Origin of the sequence: uncultured Mediterranea sp., from assembly GCF_902493215.1 — a bacterium.
Classification (GTDB): domain Bacteria; phylum Bacteroidota; class Bacteroidia; order Bacteroidales; family Bacteroidaceae; genus Bacteroides.
The window spans coordinates 138,851-158,894 of the sequence record NZ_CABUOL010000008.1 but is presented as its reverse complement, the minus strand read 5'-3'; the positions used below and the strand labels follow the sequence as shown (position 1 = coordinate 158,894).

Sequence of the window (20,044 nt, the reverse complement as noted above, 5' to 3'; positions counted from 1 at the left end):
ATTTTATTTACTGCCAGAGCCGCTTAGGCTTGGCGAATTTTTAACGAACTATTGAAACAAATTTAAAGAAAAAAATAAAAAAGATGTGTGCTGTTACTCGTTTTTTTAATTAATATATTGCAACTTTTACTTATAGTCTGGTACATATGTTGATTTAATCTATCTGTTAGCTATAAAATAGTCTTAATAAAGAAAAAAGGAAATGGAAGAATGAATGGTTTGTGTGTATGTTTAAAGAATAATGACTACTTTTGCAGCCGTAAAACAGAAAACTGATAACTAAATTCGATAAAAGTATGAAAAAGGTAAGAGCTGCCATCGTAGGTTATGGCAATATCGGGCACTATGTGCTCCAGGCTTTGCAGGCTGCGCCTGATTTTGAAATTGCCGGTGTAGTACGCCGTGCAGGTGCCGAGAACCGTCCGGCTGAACTGAACGACTATCCCGTTGTGAAAGATATCAAGGAATTGGAAAGCGTGGATGTGGCCATCCTCTGTACACCTACCCGCAGCGTGGAGAAGTATGCCAAGGAAATTCTGGCATTGGGTATCCACACCGTTGACAGCTTCGATATCCATACAGGCATTGCCGACCTGCGTCGTACACTGGATGCCGAAGCCAAGGCACACAATACTGTTTCCATTATTTCGGCCGGCTGGGATCCGGGAAGTGACTCGGTAGTGCGCACACTGCTGGAGGCTATCGCCCCGAAAGGCATTACCTACACCAATTTTGGTCCAGGTATGAGCATGGGACATACGGTGGCTGTCAAGACTATTGAAGGGGTGAAGGCTGCTTTGTCCATGACGATTCCCACCGGTACGGGCATTCATCGTCGCATGGTGTACATCGAACTGAACGAAGGCTATGACTTCGACAAGGTGGCTGCTGCCATCAAGGCCGATCCTTACTTTGTGAACGACGAGACACACGTGAAGCTTGTGCCCAGCGTAGATGCGCTGCTCGACATGGGTCATGGAGTGAACCTCACCCGCAAGGGCGTTTCGGGCAAGACGCAGAACCAGCTGTTCGAGTTCAACATGCGCATCAACAATCCGGCCTTGACGGCTCAGGTACTGGTATGCGTGGCACGTGCGGCCATGCGTCAGCAACCGGGATGCTATACGATGATCGAGATTCCCGTCATCGACCTGCTGCCGGGCGAGCGTGAGGAATGGATTTCTCACCTGGTATAATATACCTATATAATATATATAATAACGGCGAGGGCGCGTCCGACTGGATGCGCCCTCGTTTTGTTTGATTCTTATTTTGCCGGTTTCAACAGCAAGGTATGGTTGTTGGTGTCCCGCCATTCAGCCATCAGGGCGTAGAAGTCGCGATAGGTCTGGGGGGTGAGCAGTTGTTGCGTGATGCTGATACTGCGGGTGACGGTCACCCCGTCTGCATCGGAGCGATAAGTGAATGATACTTTGCCGCACTTGTTGGTCAGTTCTTTGTCGGCCTTCGGAATCCAGGAGGCACCTGCAGGCAGTTTGACCTGTGTTTTACTGGTCATGGTCACGGTCTGCGGGAGCAGGATGTTCTCGCGGATAGTAGTATTGGCAGCATAGGCATAGAGCGGAAGAGCGACCGATATCGGCTTCAAGCTGACAATCTGCCATCCGTTGGGCAGGGACTGCGAGTTGTCGGCTTTCACTTCCAGCACGTCCTGTTGGGTACCTTGAATGCTGCGGAAGGGCAGTTCCAAAGGTTGTACCTGGAGATCGGTCACGGTCATGTAGCTTTGTAGCCGGGCTTCTTCCGTACCCTGTAACGCTACGCCTTTCGGGGTAGCATCCGATTTTGCCACAACCGATACGATACTTCCCAATCCACAGTTGTCTGCCACCGAAGGGCGGAGGGCACAGACGGCTACTTCGGCCTTCAGGCCGGCGGTCTTTTGCAACATGACGTCCAGATTGACCAGTTCGGCTTGTGTGCCGTAAGCACTGAGGATGACGTCTGAAGCCGGACGCAGGCGGTAGCCAGCGTCCTGAAGTGACACCTTGCACTGGTTGGAACGGTAGAGACCGTCCATGTAGGCAGCAATGGCAGTACGTAGATCCGTGCTATCCTTTTGGGCTGCTTGCTTCAGTTCGGTCAGCTTGGCTTCGATGACGGTGCGGTCGCCGGGGACGAATTGCCGGGTAAGAGATTTCAATGCGTCGGCATAATTTGTCCAGGTAGAGGCCACAAGGACAGGCATCATGCCGGAGGCTGCTTGCTGCACCAGGCCCAGACTGCTGCGCAACGAGGGATAGGAATAGGGGCGCGGTTCCACGTTCTTCAATTTCCAGGTGATGGATTTCATGCCGTCCTTGTTCGCTTCGGCCGGGCGGGCGGAAGCGTTCAGCAGTTCGTAGTGCAGCGTCTTTCCTTCAGGTACTTCGATGCGGAAAGTGAACTCGTCGATGGGCGACAGTTCTTTGATCGGGCAGCAGATGTCCAGTTCGGGCAAGTAACCGGCACGGCTCTTGATGGAGTAGTCCAGGCAGATGGTGGCACCCAGTTCCAGGCCGGTGTGTACTACGACCATTTCCTTCAGTCCGTTATAGGCAGGCGCATTGGCGGCTGCGGAGGGCAACACTTCGACAAAGGCGTTGGCGGGGGTACGGATGATGGTACCGTCCTTCTGCTGTGTGTACGAATCGTGGATTTCGAGCTGCTGGTATTGCGGATTGTAGACGATGAACGTTTCGCCATAGAGGCTGTTCATGGCGGCGTGGGTGTAGAGGGTCAGTTCTTTCTGCACGCGGAGTTCCTGACTGCCGTCGGCATGCAGGGTGTAGGTCTTCGACAGCTTGCCGAAACGTGCCTCGGGTGTGGCCTGTGCGGTGAGGGCCATGGACAGGAGCAGGGCAAGCACACCTATATATAGATGGATTGTTTTCATTTTTCTTCAATTCAGTTTTGAGTATTCGACGAATCGGTTCATTTCTTTACGACGAGGTACTGGCCATAGCTCTTGGCAGTGTTGACGGCCTGGCGGAAGCTGTTCCAGTCGGCTGCCTCATAGACGCGTTTCTTCAGGGCAAGGCGGGTTTTCACTGTCAGTTGGTTGCCTTTCTGGGCAATGGAACCTTCGAAGTCGGCTGCCTGTCCGCTGAGGCTATCCTGACGTGGTTCTCCTGCCAGTTGGTAGCCCGAGGGCAGACGGAGTGTTTCGTCCAGTTCCACCAGACGGGAGCAACCGTCCTTAAAGCCGTATTGGCGTGTTTCCAGACTGGTGTCGATACGCAGGTAGGACATCACTTGCGTATAGAGGTTGTTCAGTACGAAAGGCTTGAAGACCATCTCGCCGCCGTCGCCCGCCAGGGCATAGCCGGGTATCTCGTAGCGGAAGGTGATGCGGATGGGCGCCTTCTGATAGTCCTTCGGGTTGCTGCCGTAGTCCACGCTGAGGAGGCGTGCTTTGGGAGAAACGTTCAGCAGCTGGCGCTCCATCGTGTTCTGCCACTCGCTCTGGAAGCCGGTGGTGAAGATGCGGCGGATGTTGCTGTCGCTCTGTCCTTCTGCTTCAATGGTGAAGCTGCCTCGCAGGGTGCCGTCGGCGGCGAGGCGGTTGTCGGCATGGATGCGTACGTAGTGGTTCTCGGGGGCGGAGACGGGTGTCAGACAGAGGTCGGTGCCTTCGGGCGTACCCGGCAGGTAGTTCTGCTGCTGTTCGGCACTGCTCCACAGCTCGCGGCAGAAGGGCACCCACGTGGGGTCGAGGGGCATCAGCGTGCCGTCCTTCAGGCGTACCACGGCCACGCAGTGGTTGAAGTGGTCGGCGGGGATGGTCTCCACGCGGCTGCCTGCCATCGTCATGGCCGGATAGGCTTCGAAGCCTGCCATGCGCAGGAAGGCGATGAGCGTGCCCGCAATGTCCTTGCACACGCCGCAGCGGTCGGTGTAGTTCATCTTCAGGTTGTGCAGGGTGAAGCCTTCGCCCTTGCCCATCGTGATGCCGGCGTAGCGGATGTTGTCGGCCACCCAGTGGGTCAGCACGGCTATCTTCTCCAGGTCGGTCTTCTTGCCGCGTATCAGTTCGTCCACCTTGCGCTGGGCTTCGGGGATGGCGGTGAAGCTGCCGTAGTCTTCGTTGACGCCGTGGAACCAGCGCGACTTCTCACGCCAGTCGGCGGTGGTGGACATCATCAGCTTGGGCGCGGCGTCGTAGAAGTCCACCATGTTCGGCTCGCGGCGGAAAGGCATCAGGCCGTCCGAGGCGAAGGTATAGACCTTGCGTCTATCTTCGTAACGCAGGGACGAGGCGCAGCTGCCCTGGTAGAACTGGAACTGCATGTCTTTCTCGGCAGGCAGACTGACGCGGTAGACTTTGCGCACCGTCGGGTCGCTGCTCCAGAAGGGCACGATGTCGTAGAACTGGCCGCGCATGGGCGGAATGAAACGTGAGTCGTCTCCGTCCTGAGGCATGTCGGCCAGCAGGGCGTAGGTGAATCCCTTCTTGTCAATCTCGTAGTCGATAACGTCGCCGGGCTTCAGCTGCCCCAGCTCGATCATTATCTGACGGGCACCCCAGTAGATGGCACGGGCGGGTGCGGCATAGTCCAGGGTTTTCGATACGTCCACCTCGGTCTTCGTGCCGTCGGCATGATGGACGGTCACGCGGCGGAAGCGGGCGGCAGCTGTCAGCGGGTCGTAGTCGTACTTCAGTACATGCTGGCGCAGGGCACCGGCAGGTGTCTGCACCTTGACGGCGCGGCACACGGCGAACGAACCTTGTCCGCTGGGCTGTACCGTGACGCTGGTGCTGTCCAGCAGATTGACACAATCGTGTCGGGCATAGGCCTCGTCCTGCAAGGCCGTCCGTTCATAGGCCTTCCACGACTGGGCTTGCAGGGCCGTCGCTCCGCACAGCAGGGCGGCGGCCAGGGTAGCAGTTGTCTTTTTCATACGTTGGTAAATTATCCATGATACATTTTTCACTCTCAACTCTCCACTCTCCACTCTCAACTCTCCTTTCGGACATAAACCTTGTGGCTCCCCGTGCCCATATGGCCGATGCCGCTGCCGGGCGTCTCGCTCCATCGTTTCAGTTCGCGGGCGGCGGCGTCGCGCAGCAGGCCGGTCAGGTCGCAGTAGTCCCTTACCCGCAGCAAGGGGTTCTTCTTCAGGTAGTCCTGCGCCAGCTTCAGCCGCTGTTCGGGTGTGTAGCGTTGGGACGAGCGGCGGAACTTCCATTCCGACTTGCTGAGGCTGCACCGGCGGGCTGTCTGCTCAATCAGTTCCTTGTCGGCGCGGAAGTTGATGTTGCGCAGGTAGAGGCTGGTGGCGTTAGGACGGTATTCCTTGCCTTCGCTTTCGCGCAGGGCCCGCTGCTCTTCAGCCTGCGGACGCAGCCCCAGCGAGGGGGTGAAGATGCCCAGTCCGTCTATCTTCACCGAGTTTCCGTGCGCCATTTCCGTGGCCACGGCCTCGGTCAGCGCCTTCACCAGTCCGACGATGTCGCCGGGCGTGAAGCTGCTGGCGTAGTTGATGTGCGAGGCCAGGTACTCCAGGTCCACCTGTCCCCACAGCTTGATGCGTGGGTAGACCACTTTCTTTCCTTCTTCGTTGGGCAGGGTGAGTTCCTGCATCTGATATTCGGCCATAGTCTTTTGTGGGTTGTTTGGTTCCGTCCCTCGTACTCCGTTTGTGCCTTTCTGCTACCTTGGGACGGCCTTTGCAGCAGGAAAGGAATGCCTTTCTCCATGAGAAAGTTTCATCTTGCGTGCTCAGATGTACATCTTGGCTGCTCAGATGTGTATCTTGGCCCGCGAGATGTATATCTTAGCCGCTAAGATATAACTTTTCCATGGAATAAACAAGTGTTTTCTGCGGAGAAAGGAAAAGGTAAGTTTATAGAAAGGGTGAACAGGGAGTGGGGAAGGCGTAAGAAGGGTGCTGCCTGCCCGTGCACAAATCTGCCTGTGTGCAAATATAAATGGAATATCTGCAAATAGAGTGACAACTTTTTTGTGGAAAATCTTCTATTTTTGCGAATACATCAATAAAGCCTGATGGTACATTTATGGAATATGAAGTGAATTTTTCTTTTCGCGATGTCGACGGCCTGCTGGGAGGCGGTGAAGAGCTGGCGGACGAAAGGGCAGAGGTCGTGGAGCGGTTCAACGAGCTCGTTGCTCCTTCGGGCGGATACAGCCTGTACGCTTCTCTGTCGGTAGGCGAAGATTGTTTTGTGCTCGACGGCCGTACCTTCCGTTGCGGGACGAGGATTGCCGGAGCATTGCAGGGGGCAACTTCTGCGGCCGTGTTTGCCGTTACGGTAGGCGATGCTGTCGTGGGCCTCGAACGGAAGTATAACGAGGCGTACGACTACATCAAGGCTTATTGGTGCGACAAACTGGCCAATCTGGCTTTGGGCAAGGTGCTTGCCGCCCTCAAGGACGAGCTACGCGACAATGTGCACAAAGAGGGCTTGCAGATAACGTCCCACTGGGGACCCGGCTATTGCGGCTGGGACATCCGCGAGCAGGAACATCTGTTGCCTCTGTCGCCTGCCGCCGGATTGGGCATCACGTTGTCTTCCTCCATGCTGATGCGCCCCGTCAAGTCCATGAGCGGCGTGTTGGGTGTGGGGCGCGAGGTTATATATAAGGAAAGCGGATGCGCTGATTGCCGGTTGGAGAAGTGCGCCTACCGCTCCGTGAAATGGTAAAAGTCAGGAAAATGAGATGAAGCATTCGTTGAAAATAGAACCTATGGGAGTGGCCTTGTCGGTAGAGCACGGCACTTCTTTGTTCGAGGCCCTGAAGTCGTGCGGCGTCGCTTTCCCTTGTGGGGGAAAAGGTATCTGCGGCAATTGTCGTGTCCGCCTGTTGGCCGGTCGTGTGGCTCGAAGTGAGGAACACGAAAGCATGTGCCGGAAGAAAGGGCTTCCGGCCGACTGGTGCCTGGCCTGCTTCAGCCGTGTGGACGAAGACCTGGTGATAGAGGTACCCGATGGCCTGATGGCAATCCAGACGGACACCTCTGCCGCCGATGTCTGCTCCGACGAAGAGGGATGTGGTGTGGCCGTCGATTTGGGCTCGACTACCGTCGTGGTCCAACTGGTGGACCTGAAGAGCGGCAAGGTACTTGCAGAGCGGTCGGGGCTCAATCCTCAGGGCATTTATGGAGCGGATGTCATTTCGCGCATCGCCTATGCCATGGAGGGGGATGAAAACCTTTGCCGCCTGCGTGACCTGATTCGCGGTTATCTGAAAGAACAGATTGAAGAATTGGCCGGGGGATGTCCGGAGGCGGATATCCGCAAGGTTCGGATAGTGGGCAATACGGTGATGCATCATCTGTTTGCCGGATACGATGTGTCCTGCCTGGGCAGGGCGCCTTTCCATTCCAGCCGGAACGGCCGTTGCCGTTTCACGCCTGCCGGCCTTGGCTGGAAGTTGCCGGAAGAATGTACCATCGAGTTCTTCCCCAATATCAGCCACTTTGTGGGAAGTGATATTCTGGCCGGTATCGTGGCTTGTGGCATGCACGAATCAGAAGAGTGCTCGCTGCTGGTGGATTTGGGTACGAACGGCGAGATGGCAATAGGCAGTCGGGAAGGTATCTGGTGTACTTCTACGGCTGCAGGACCAGCTTTCGAGGGGATAAATATCTCATGCGGAATGCGTGCTTCGGCCGGTGCCGTCTGTACGGTCGGTTGCAGGTCGGGCAAGATTGTTGTGTCTACGATAGGCGGTACGGAACCGCGGGGCATCTGTGGCAGCGGGCTGGTGGAAGCTGTCCATTGTTTCCTGAAGCAGGGATGGATAGACAGTTCGGGGATGTTTCTCGCAGACAATGCGGGCGCTGTCACGTTGGCGCCGGGTGTGACGCTGACGGCAGCAGACATCCGGGAGTTCCAGTTGGCCAAGGCAGCCATCGCTACCGGCATCCGCATTTTGTTGGAGCGCAGTTCTCTGATGCCTGACGCCATCGCTCATGTCTACCTGACAGGTGGGTTGGGCAACTATGTCGACAGGGACAAAGTCGTCCAGCTGGGACTTCTGCCGGGTATCCGGAGTGAGAGGTGCGTCAAGTTGCCCAATGCGGCCCTTGCCGGATGCAAGCGTATGCTTTACGACGCTTGTGGCAGGAAGGCAGAGGAGATTCTGGAGCGTGTGACCTATTGTCCGTTGGAGTCCGATCCCCGTTTTATGGACTTGTATTGTGACAATTTGTTTTTTCCCGGTTCGGATGCTGATGTGAATACGAATTACTAACGTTTAATATATGATAAGGCTATGAAGATAGGCAGACTTTTGATTTTAAGTTTTTTATTGGCGGGGTATGGCGGTACGGCCGGTGCTGACAACATCCAACGCACCCTGCCCGATGACGTAGAAGGCGTGAAGTGCGAAGTAATTTCCCTGAACGGCGAATGGAAGTTTCAGTTCTCCCCGAAAGACAGATGGGAGAAAGTGACGGTGCCGGGCGAACTGGCCATGCAGGGCTATGGCATCGAACACGACAAACCGGTGCTGTACAGGAAGACGGTACGCGTTCCGGCAGATTACAAGGACAAGGATGTGATTCTCCGTTTCGACGGCGTGTATTCGTATGCGCGGTTGTGGGTGAACGGAACCTTTGTCACGGAACATGCCGGCGGCTTCACGCGCTGGGAGGCCGATGTTACCAAACTGGTCAAGGTGGGAAAAGACAATGAAATCCGACTGGAAGTGACCGACAAGATAAGCGACATTTCCTATGCTTCGGGCTATGCCCATCATCCGATAGGGGGAATCCTGCGGAATGTCACTCTGTATGCGCTGCCACGGAGCAACATGCGTGACTTTTATGTGGAGACACTGCTGGACGACAACTTTCGGGATGCGGAACTGCGGATCGTATACGACCTGACGTCGGAGGCAGAGGTGTCGTTCCGGCTGACAGACCGGGCCGACAAGACTGTGAAGCTGACAAGCGGCAAGTCACGCCAGGCGGAAGGACGGAACGAACATCGGCTGAAGGTAGCAGCTCCCAAGTTGTGGGATGCCGAGCATCCTCATCTGTATACGCTGGAGGTGGAAGTGGAGTCGGCTTCCGGCAAATATTCCTTTGTCCGCGAGATCGGTTTCAGAAAGATAGAGGTAAAGGGTAACCGCATGTTTGTCAACGGCAGGCAGGTAAAGCTTCGCGGAGCCTGCAGGCACGACATTCATCCTACGCTGGGACGCACTTCGACCGCAGAACTCGACAGCCTGGATGCCCTTCTGTTCAAGCGTGCCAATATGAACTTTGTCAGGACATCGCATTATCCTCCTACAGAGAGTTTCCTGAAGTATTGCGACCGCGTGGGCATCTATGTGGAATGTGAGACGGCCGTTTGTTTCGTCGATACCTACCGCCAGAAAAACTATGCGCCGGGCAAGAGCCAGGACGATCCGGCCTATACGGCCCAATACCTGGGACAACTGGAGGAAATGGTGGCCACTTCCCGTTCGCATGCTTCTGTCCTGTTCTGGTCAATCGGCAACGAATCGGTATATGGTAAGAACTTCCAGCTGTCTTACGACTGGCTGAAGGCGGAAGACAAGACACGTCCCGTCATCTTCAGCTATCCGGGCATTGTGGAGAAGGGCAAGAAGGCATACGACCTGCTCAGCATGCACTATCCCGGATGCGACGGTACCCTTTCCCAGTTCAATGTATCGACTGCCGGATTTCAGGGAGAAGGTATACCGGCATTGTTTGACGAATGGGCTCACGTACCCTGCTATACGTATTCGACCCTGCAGGACGACCCGAACATCCGTGAATTCTGGTCCATATCGCTGGACAAGATGTGGAGCAATCTGTTCAATGCTCCCGGCGGGCTTGGAGGAGCCATCTGGTGTTATTCCGACGAAACCTTCATGTTGCCCCAGCCGAAGAAGGGAACCCCTTATTGGATAGAGTTTGCCTATACCAAGAAGCCCCGCGATTTCAATGGCAGCTGTGTGGGATATGGAGAATGGGGCATCGTTGACGTATGGCGTAGAGAGAAACCTGAATTCTGGGGGACCAAGAAAGCCTATTCGCCGGTGCGGGTACTGGAAACACAGGTGGACGATTTTGTGCAAGGTGGTGCAATTACACTTCCGGTGTACAACCGCTTTGACCATACCAGTCTGAGTGAACTGGTGATGAAGGTGACCTATGCGGGTGAGTCACATACGGTTCCGGCTCCTGCAATCGAACCGCATTGTAAAGGTATGTTGCAGATTCCCGGCCTGAACTGGAAGAACGGAACAACCTTCCTGCTGGAATTTTGTCGTGTTGACGGTGAACTGATTGATGCGGAGGAGATATCGCTCGGATGTACTTTCGCTGATAACGGCTCGGAAGACCAAACGGCTGAGAACCTGACGGTGGACGAGGCCGACGGATATGTCATTGTGCGGGGTAAGGACTTTGAAATCCCGTTCAACCGTTCAACCGGATTGATGGAAAAAGTGGTGTCTCATGGCGGTGTTGTCATAGAAAAAGGTCCTTTCCTGAATCTTGACCTGAATACCAATCATTTGACTGGAGCCGAAGTGCGCGACAAAGCTCGTAATTATATTGTAAAGGATGAAGACTGGCAAAAGACAGACTTCTCCTGTAAGAAGGCAGGCGGTCATGTGAATGTACATCTCTCCGGCAAGTATCTGGGTGTAAATGTGGATATTCAGATGGTCATTATGCCGGACGGTGAAATGACGTTCCACTATTACACAACGGGTGAACCCAACGGATGGTTGAGAGAAGCAGGCTTGAAGTTCCATCTGGCCGATACGTTCACCGAACTCAACTGGAAACGTGACGGTTACTGGTCGTATTATCCGGAAGGGAACTTTGCCGGAAACAAGGGCGTGGCACCTCTTTACAATGACAAATGGGTGGAATACGGTGAAAATCCGTCCCAATGCTGGAACCTGGATACGCACAACTATTATTATTTTTCGGACCGGGGAACGATTTGTGACAATCCGTTGACCAATATGGCCAAAGGCATGAAAGAGAATATTTATGAATATGCTCTGTCATCCGATAAAGGACAGCAGGTGTTGAAAGTCATTTCAGACGGAGCCAACCTGGGATGCCGGATGAACAAGAAGTCTGACAACAAGTTGATTCTTTACGTGAACAACCGGTGGGATTATCCGGAAATAGCATGGGGGGATTATTGTAAGACTCTGGAAGTAAGTCCGGTATTCGGAACATTGAAACTGCATCTGTAATTCTTCTTTTTCTTCTCTATGAAATGACGTACTGAAGAGCCGATTTTATTGGCTCTTCAGTATATATTTTACATATTCGCTCGGCGTGTAGCCGGTAATTTGCTTGAACTGGTGATTGAAGTGCGACAGGCTGTTATATCCACAGTCGTAGGCTACCTGGCCAATGTTGATACTTTTGTTGAGCAGCAATTTCACGGCGTAGGAAATGCGCAGTTCGGTGAGGTATTCAAATATCCGTCGGCCCGTATGTTTCTTGTAATATCTGCAAAGCGCGCTTGGGTTCATGCCTATATGGTTGGCGATGTCTTCCAGTGACAGGTCGTTCTGATAATTCTGATTGATGAAGGAGTGGATTTTGTTTATGATAGTGTCGGTTGTGGCGTCGTTCTTGTTGATGAATTTGTCGGAAGTCAGTACCTGGTAATCACATTCTGTACCCAGCAGATAAAGTAAAGTGTACAGTCCGTTCAATTTTTCAAAACCTTCTGCATGGACCAGACTTCTGAAACGTTCTTTCATTTCTTCGATGCGTCCTCCTTCGAAGTAAAGCCCTTTTTCTGATTTCTTAAGCAAGGTATAGATGTCTTCCATTTCGGGTATTTCATATAGGTTGGCCGGAAAGATGTCTTTGCCGAACTGGGTATAAACCGATCTTGATACGAGCTTCGTGTCTTTGTAATAATATTCATCGGCACTGAGCCATAGATGAGGCAGGTTTTTTCCGATGAGCATAAAGTCACCCGGAGCCAGTTTGCGGATAGAATCTCCTACGAAACTTAGCCCTCTGCCTTCTTCTATCAAAATGAGCTCAAATTCAGGATGAATATGGAGCGGAGCTGTAAAATATGCATTTGTGTATGCGATTACAGAAAAGGAGGTACCTTTTTTCCTTTCTATCTTCTCAATCGTGGCTTCCATAACATAGTCTTTTTTAGGTGTACTAATTAAGGCAAATATTCGCTATTCCTTTGCAAATATATAGCAAAAAAGAATAAAATCCAATGGCTAACTTTGTGAAAAAATAATAATGACATGAAACACAGGGATAGAGTAATTAAAGCACTAAATCATGAAGTGACGGATCGTCCGCCTTTTCAGGCTACGTTTACGCCTGAGTTTGCAGACCGTTTGCGCAAGCATTTTAATTTGCCGGAACAGTTTTCCGAACCTCATCATCGCGACTGGTATGGATATGAGTTGGAGAGACTGACCGGGCAGGATTTGTTGCAGGCCAGCGTCGGATGGTCTACAAATTATTATTTGAAGCCGGAACCCTATACGGACGAGTGGGGAGTGGAGTGGAAGATAGATCCTTATGAAACTCCGTTTGGTATAGGTCATTATACAAATATAGCCAAAAATCCATTGAGGGATGACGATGAAAAGGCAATGGCCTATAAGGCTCCTGATCCTCACCGGCCGGAACTGTATACCAATGTCAGGAGACTGGTGAAGGAATATGGTGAAGAGTATTTCATTATCGGCCGTATTCATTGTACGATATTCGAGTCGGCCTGGGCTCTTCGCGGACTGGATACCCTTATGACAGATTTCTATATCAATCCCGACTTGGCCAATCATCTGTTGGATGAGACGGGAGGATATCATAAGGAAGTGGCCAAGAAAATGGCTGAAATAGGTGTAGACATGATTTGGCTGGGAGATGATATGGGGGCCCAGAACTCACTGATGATTGATCCGGATCTTTGGCGTGAATTTTTCAAAGGCAGGATGGCGGACATCATCCGTACCGTGAAACAGATTAAGCCGGATATAAAGGTTGCATATCATACGGACGGCTGTAATTATGACATCATCCCCGATTTGATAGAAATAGGTTTGGATGTGTTGAATCCTATTCAGACGGAATGTATGGATCCGGAAATTCTTCAGGAAAAGTATGGAGACAAATTATGCTTCTTTGGTGGAGTGGCCGTACAGTCTACTTTACCGATGGGAACCCCCGAACAGATTGAAGAGGAATACAGGTGGTTGAAAAACTCTATAGGCAAGGGAGGCGGATGGATTTGCGCGCCTACACACCATGTCCAGTTGGATACACCTTTGGAAAACTTCTTCCATCTGATTGATGTTGTGGGGAAAGGTTGATATCATCATACGAGTAAAACGAAAAATATAATATCATGAAAATCAGAAAAACAATATTGGCAGGATGCCTGCTTTGTGTGGCCTCCTATTTGGGAGCCCAGAACAAGACCTATTATGAGGTGGCTTATGATGATTGTGGAGAAAAGGGCAAACAGCCCCATCTGATTCTTGGGGAGAACTACATGATGCCCGAGGCGTATAGTTCCGATAGGATCATGCGTTCCTGTAACTTCGGAGGCAAGGTTATTTACGCTTTCGACAAGATGGATATACAGGCTGATTATCGGATGGAAATATCTTTCCTGGCCGACCATGACCGTGAACTTGAGATTATCGCTGATGGAAATCCGATATGCGGAAACGTGACAGTACCTGCCGGTAAGGTGGTGAAGAAAGTCATAGACTTGCCCCGTCATTCATTCGCATATGGCCAGTTTGTGATGGTGATAGGGGTTTCAAAAGGAGACAATGCTGTTGTTTCTGAAATCAAGCTTCTTTCTACTAACCGCCAACAGTTGGCTGCTGTTTCCGAGGAATCCCGCCAAGCCTTGAAATCGGTGCAGACTTATCGGGTGGATACACAGGTGGATGCAGAGAAAGTACTTCCGGTTTATGTTCCTGTTCCTGCTGCGGTAAAGGATGTGTATCGCAATGTCGTTTCGTTGAATGGTATGTGGCAATTCTCCGAGAAAGAGACAGGAAATGACTGGCATAGTATCCAGGTACCCGGACAATGGAATATGCAGGGTTTTCGGGTGGATTCGGCTGCTTTTGCCCGTTATCGGAAAAACTTCGAGTTACCTCAGGATTGGAAGGGCAAGCAGGTTTTTGTCCGCTTTGACGGTGTTCACAGCGAATATAAAGTATATTTGAACGGCAAACAGGCTGGTTATCATTTGGGTGGTATGACTCCATACGACCTTAATATAACGGATTATCTGAAAGAGGGGGCAAACACGCTTGCATTGGATGTGCGCAGTGAGTCTTTGGCCGATATGCTGGGTAGTTTGACCCAATATGCGGCACATCAGTTGGGAGGTATTACACGGAAGGTGACTCTGTTTGCCGTTCCCGATGTGTATCTGTCTGATTTGCGGGTGGTGACTGACCTGGATGCGGATTACAAGAATGCCCGTCTTAAAATTTATGCTTCGGTGACCAATGCTTCGGACAATGAGGTTACTGGCATGAATATCCGTGCCATGTTGGACCGGCATACGGCAGCCGGAACGTTGGATTTGCCGGCCATTGCTCCGGGAAAAACATGGAGCGGATGGCTCGAATTCGATGTGGAAAGCCCTGAATTATGGGATAATGAACATCCGAATCTGTATGATTTGCATCTGGATTTATATCAGGGAATGGTATCCATTGCACAAGTGAAGAAAAGAATCGGATTCCGTGAAATCGAGATTAAGGGGAACCGGATGCTGGTCAATGGAAAAGCGGTAAAATTGAGAGGAGTGTGTCGGCATGAGGCCCATCCTTTGTATGGACGGTCACTGACGGACGAACAGTGGAAGGCCGATGCGGAACTTTATCGTGCTGCCAACTGTAATTTTATCCGTACATCTCATTATCCTCCGGCAGAAGAGTTTATTGAGTATTGTGATGAATTGGGCTTGTTTGTGGAAGTTGAGGCACCCGTTTGCTGGATTGGGCATCATGCCAATGCAAACTGGCAGAAGCTGAATTACAAGGATGAAAAGTACTATGATTATGTGTTGCAGGCCGATATGGAAACCGTACACTTCTATCGCAATCATCCGTCGGTCATTTTCTGGTCGATGGCCAATGAATCTTATTGGAACAAAGGCTTTGCACAGGTGGCAGAGTATATGAAAAAAGCAGATGCTACCCGTCCTTTCGCATTCCATGACCAGGCTTATGGCGGTTTCAACAACCAGGGAAGTACGGCTCCGATTGCCAACATCCATTATCCGGGTCCTGGAGGATATAAAGTGGCTGAGAAAAGCGACCGTCCGATGACTTACGGTGAATATTGTCATCTGAATGTATACAATCGCAGTGAGTTGGTTACTGATCCCGGTATACGTAGCGACTGGGCACTTGCACTTCAGCCTATGTGGGAAAACATGTATAAGACGGACGGTGTGTTGGGAGGTTCCATATGGTCGGGCATTGACGATATTTTCCAGTTGCCTGATGGGAATGCGGTTGGCTATGGAGCTTGGGGACCTATTGACGGATGGCGTCGTCCTAAACCCGAATATTGGGATATGAAGAAAGTATTCAGTCCGGTGCAGGTTACTACCCAAAGTCTGGAACCTTCTTCACGTTTTGTTGTGAAGCTTGAGAACCGTTATACCTATACCAATCTGAACGAACTGAAAATCAAATGGCAGTTCGGCGGAAAGAAGGGTATGGTTACTACGGACTTGGCACCTCAACAGACGGGAGAATTGGTTATTGAGACAGGTTTGCCGGTACAAGACGGCCAGCTTAAACTTGATTTTATCGATCCGAGAGGATTTACAGCCGATGAATACCTCATTCCTGTGGGCGAGCAACGTATCAATGAATTGGTTGCGCCGGAGAAGAGCAAGACTACCATCCGGACAACTAAAAAACAGTTGATTGTCACTGGCAAAGATTTCCGATGTGTGATAGACCGTATGTCCGGTTCGATTGTCAGTGTGGAGAAGCAAGGGAAAAAGATACTTTCCGGCGGACCGTGGCTGATGGCTTTGCCCTTGACTGGAGGCGGTTGTTATCCCAACCATAATGCGGCAACTCCTGTGTTCAATGATTTGTGTCAAGGTTGGAAAGCTACCTCAGTCGAAGCAGACAAAGATTCGAAAGATATAGTGATTCGTGTTTCCGGTAAATATAATGATTTTGATGGAAATTATGTCTTGACAATCAATGCCAACGGTGAAATCAAAGTCGATTATAGTTTCACAGCAAAAGCGGCAGTTAATCCGCGTCAGTGGGGAATGGTCTTTGAGACTTATGATCATTTTGATGAGACTTTCTGGCGTCGTGATGGTTTGTGGAGTGTTTATCCTTCCGATCATATCAGTCGCCCCGTAGGTGCTGCACAGAGTTTTTATAGTGAAGTGCCTTCTGAACAGAACCCAAGAATAGAACCTACCTGGTCTTGGAGCAAGGATCATAATTCATTGGGCAGTAATGATTTCCGTTCTACCCGTCGAAATATCTGGTATGCCGGTCTTCGGAATACGGATGAAGGCACAAAAGTGACGGCTGTTTCCAATGGTCAACAACATTGGCGTGCATGGAAATCGGGTGAGAAAACACAATTCTTGGTTGCCGATTTCGTTACGGCCGGCGATGAAATGTTTTTGGGTGGGCACTATGCTCCTTTCCGCAAACCGATTAAAGTTGGAGATGTAATTAGCGGCAGTATTCTTCTGAGGGTAGAATAAGCAGTGTAAATTAAGCTTAATAAAATTTTGCTTCAAATCATGGAAACGTGGTTTGCAAGTAAAATTTTATTCAACCAAATGACACGTTTATATAAAATAACTATAGCAATGTAAATAAATGTGATTATTTAATTAAACTAATTGTTAAACTAAATTTTTTATTATGGGTAACTATCGTAAAATTTTGTTGGTTGCTTGTGTAGCAGGTTTGTCTGTTACATATCAACAGGTTAATGCCCATTCTAGCTTGGCTGCTTCTGTGGTACAGCAACAGAAAGGTGAGAAAATTGTGGGTATTGTGGTGGATTCGCAGACAAATGAAGTGATTCCGGGGGCTGCTGTCCAAGTCAAGGGTACACATACCGGTGTAATTACTGATGTAGATGGTAAATTTGAAATTATTGCTAGTCGTGGTCAAGTGTTGATAATATCGTATTTGGGTTATACACCTAAAGAGATTGAGATTGATAATCAGAAGGTGTTGACCATTACATTGTCTGAAGATGCTGAACTTTTGGATGAAGTCGTTGTGACAGCTTTTGGAACAGGACAGAAAAAGGAAAGCGTTACCGGATCTATTCAGTCTGTACGTCCTACTGATTTAAAAGTCCCTTCCGCTAACCTGTCGACCTCATTTGCTGGTCGTTTGGCAGGTGTCGTTTCCTATCAACGAAGCGGTATGCCGGGTAGTAATGGTTCTGATTTTTTTATTCGTGGTATCTCTACGTTGAGTAGTGTCACTTCTCCATTGATTATTTTGGATGGTATGGAGGTAGGTAGTGCCGACCTGAACGCTTTGGATCCGGAAGTTATTGAAAGTTTTTCTATCCTGAAAGATGCAACAGCTACGGCAATGTATGGTACGCGTGGTGCCAATGGTGTAATGATTATCAAAACAAAATCGGGTGCGGACCTTGATAAGCCTGTTATTGGCGTGCGTGTTGAGGCTAATGTGACAACACCTACTTCTAAACCGGAATTCGTTGATGCCGTGACTTATATGAATATGTTTAATGAGGCGGTTACTAATCAAGGGACTGGAGACGCTCTTTATTCCTCGGATAAGATTTATGGTACAATGAATTCGTTGGATCCTTATGTGTATCCGAATGTGGATTGGTATGATGAGTTGATGAAAAATATGGCTTTCAACCAACGTGCCAATTTCAATATCCGTGGTGGTACGCAGCGAATCACTTATTTTATGAACATGAATTTCAGTCATGAAACAGGTATGTTGAAGAATAGAAGCCAGGACTTTTTTTCATATAAGAACAATATTGATTTGAAAAAGTACACTTTTCAAAACAACATCGATTTTCATATGTCGAAGAGTTCTACTATCGGATTGCATCTGAATGCTCAGATATACGACCAGACAGGACCAGCCACTAGTTTTGATAATATTTATAGTTTGATTATGAGAAATAATCCGGTGGATTATCCTGTGATGTATCCTAAATCTGATACAGAGAATTGGATACGATGGGGAGGCCTGTCGGGTACGTTAGCGGATCAAGGGCAAAACAATCCTGTTGCGTCTGCAACAAACGGTTACTCAGATACATTCTGGACTTCGATTATTGCAAATTTGGACTTTACTCAGAAATTGGATTTTATTACTCCAGGCCTGAGCTTTAAGGCTATGATTTCATTTAAAAACTGGAGTCAGACGACTCGTACTCGTTCACAGGCATATAATTCGTATTATTTGAATTCTTATACGCAAAATCCGGATGGTACCTATAGTATGGTGGTACTTCCTGTATATGAACCTGAGCGTCGCACGTTGGGGACATCAAATGGTACGACAGGTGACCGTCGTTTCTATGCACAAGCCTATTTGGACTATACCCGTTCATTTGGCGATCATAATGTAAATGCGATGGTGTTATGGAATCAGGATCAGTATGATTCAAATGCTCCTGGCGACTTAATAAGTTCATTGCCTAAACGAAAGATAGGTTTTGCGGGACGTTTGTCATATGATTATGCTCATCGCTACATGTTAGAATTGAATGCAGGTTATAATGGTTCGGAAAATTTTGCTGAAGGGCATCGTTATGGTTTCTTTCCTTCCGTTTCTGCAGGTTGGAATTTGAGTGAAGAAAAATTCTGGGAACCTTTGAAATCGATAGTTTCAAATTTGAAATTGCGTGGCTCCTATGGATTGGTAGGTAATGACCAGATTGGTGGTGCCCGTTTCCTTTATTTGGCACAAGTTAATCTACAGGGAACAAGTGGTTATCGTACTGGTTATGGAACGCAGACCCAAAGTTACAGTGGTCCTGTTTATTCTCGTTATCAGAATAATGATATAACTTGGGAGGTTGGCCGTAAATTGAATGTAGGTATGGATATTCAATTGTTTAATTCATTGAATATTACATTAGATGGTTTTCAGGAAATTCGTTCAAATATATTTCAACAACGTGGTTCTATTCCCAATTATTTGGGTACGGCAGGAACCGTGATTTATGGAAATCTGGCCAAAGTGAAAAATTGGGGATTTGATATGTCTGTGGATTATGGGAAACAGATTACAAAAGATTTTTCTATGCAGTTTAGAGGAACATTTACTTTTGCCCGTAACCGGGTATTGGAGTATGATGAGGCTCCGGGACTGCGTCCTGCATTGTCTCAAGTCGGAAAAAGTTTGAATACTTATTGGGGATATGTAGCCGACGGACTTTATATTGATGATGGTGACATTGCTAATAATGCCACTTCTACCATTGGGAATATTGCAATAGCACCGGGTGATATCAAATATGTAGACCAACCGGATGCCAATGGTAATTATGATGGTAAGATTACATCAGATGACCGGGTAAATATGGGATATCCTACCGTGCCTGAAATAGTTTACGGTTTTGGGCCGAGTATGCAATGGAAAAGATGGGATTTTTCTTTCTTCTTCCAGGGACAGGCAAATGTATCATTGATGATGAGTGGTATGCATCCTTTTGGTACGAATTTTCATCGGAATGTACTTTCTTGGATTGCTGAAGATTATTGGAGTGAGAACAATCAGAATCCGGATGCGGCTTATCCTCGTTTGACAAAGTATGACAACAATCATAATACGGTTAATTCTACTTTTTGGTTACGCAATGCAGCTTTCCTGAAACTAAAAAATTTGGAATTAGGATATTCTTATAAAAATATGCGTTTATATTTTAGTGCAACTAATTTATTAACGTTTTCACCATTTGATCTTTGGGATCCTGAAATGGGCGGTGGAGCAGGATTGCAATATCCGACGCAACGTACCTTTAACCTGGGTTTCCAAATCACATTCAATAAATAACCTTTAAAATATAGAAA

The 20,044-nt window shown here is 49.3% G+C and carries 11 protein-coding genes; 7 read left to right on the top strand and 4 right to left on the bottom strand.

What is annotated here, in order from left to right:
* Window positions 1–296: 296 nt before the first annotated feature.
* A complete protein-coding gene (locus RDO88_RS07185; RefSeq protein ID WP_307758730.1) occupies window positions 297–1,196 on the top strand; it encodes a diaminopimelate dehydrogenase in 900 nt (299 codons plus the stop codon).
* Between the two features lie 71 nt (window positions 1,197–1,267).
* Here the strand turns inward: RDO88_RS07185 and RDO88_RS07180 are convergent, their stop codons facing one another.
* Genes RDO88_RS07180 through RDO88_RS07170 form a run of 3 tightly spaced genes read right to left on the bottom strand, consistent with a single transcriptional unit; the run spans window position 1,268 to window position 5,600 of the window.
* Window positions 1,268–2,896, bottom strand: coding sequence for a DUF3857 domain-containing protein (locus RDO88_RS07180; RefSeq protein ID WP_307758729.1), 1,629 nt, complete (start codon window positions 2,894–2,896; stop codon window positions 1,268–1,270).
* 38 nt (window positions 2,897–2,934) lie between these two features.
* Entirely contained in the window at window positions 2,935–4,902 is a 1,968-nt protein-coding gene (locus RDO88_RS07175) for a DUF3857 domain-containing protein (protein ID WP_307758728.1), read from the bottom strand.
* A gap of 56 nt (window positions 4,903–4,958) precedes the next feature.
* Window positions 4,959–5,600 carry an HU family DNA-binding protein gene (locus RDO88_RS07170; protein WP_307758727.1) on the bottom strand — a complete coding sequence of 214 codons (642 nt, stop codon included), beginning with the start codon at window positions 5,598–5,600 and terminating at the stop codon, window positions 4,959–4,961.
* A 419-nt stretch (window positions 5,601–6,019) separates the two neighbouring features.
* Here RDO88_RS07170 and RDO88_RS07165 point away from each other — a divergent pair, with 419 nt between their 5' ends.
* From RDO88_RS07165 to RDO88_RS07155, 3 genes are read left to right on the top strand one after another with little or no spacing between them, the layout of a single operon-like run.
* Entirely contained in the window at window positions 6,020–6,667 is a 648-nt protein-coding gene (locus tag RDO88_RS07165; protein WP_307758726.1) for a hypothetical protein, read from the top strand.
* Between the two features lie 16 nt (window positions 6,668–6,683).
* Window positions 6,684–8,219: an ASKHA domain-containing protein gene (locus RDO88_RS07160; RefSeq protein WP_307758725.1), complete on the top strand. Its 1,536-nt coding sequence runs from the start codon at window positions 6,684–6,686 to the stop codon at window positions 8,217–8,219.
* A 21-nt stretch (window positions 8,220–8,240) separates the two neighbouring features.
* Window positions 8,241–11,198: a glycoside hydrolase family 2 TIM barrel-domain containing protein gene (locus tag RDO88_RS07155; RefSeq protein WP_307758724.1), complete on the top strand. Its 2,958-nt coding sequence runs from the start codon at window positions 8,241–8,243 to the stop codon at window positions 11,196–11,198.
* A gap of 45 nt (window positions 11,199–11,243) precedes the next feature.
* Here RDO88_RS07155 and RDO88_RS07150 read toward each other — a convergent pair whose 3' ends face one another.
* Window positions 11,244–12,116: an AraC family transcriptional regulator gene (locus RDO88_RS07150; RefSeq protein ID WP_307758723.1), complete on the bottom strand. Its 873-nt coding sequence runs from the start codon at window positions 12,114–12,116 to the stop codon at window positions 11,244–11,246.
* 114 nt (window positions 12,117–12,230) lie between these two features.
* Here RDO88_RS07150 and RDO88_RS07145 point away from each other — a divergent pair, with 114 nt between their 5' ends.
* From RDO88_RS07145 to RDO88_RS07135, 3 genes are all read left to right on the top strand, one after another.
* Window positions 12,231–13,307 carry a uroporphyrinogen decarboxylase family protein gene (locus tag RDO88_RS07145; RefSeq protein WP_307758722.1) on the top strand — a complete coding sequence of 359 codons (1,077 nt, stop codon included), beginning with the start codon at window positions 12,231–12,233 and terminating at the stop codon, window positions 13,305–13,307.
* Window positions 13,308–13,342: 35 nt separating this feature from the next.
* Entirely contained in the window at window positions 13,343–16,717 is a 3,375-nt protein-coding gene (locus tag RDO88_RS07140; protein ID WP_307758721.1) for a glycoside hydrolase family 2 TIM barrel-domain containing protein, read from the top strand.
* A 163-nt stretch (window positions 16,718–16,880) separates the two neighbouring features.
* On the top strand, window positions 16,881–20,027 hold the full coding sequence (locus RDO88_RS07135; protein ID WP_307758720.1) for a SusC/RagA family TonB-linked outer membrane protein: 3,147 nt from the start codon (window positions 16,881–16,883) through the stop codon (window positions 20,025–20,027).
* The last annotated feature ends 17 nt before the right edge of the window (window positions 20,028–20,044 follow it).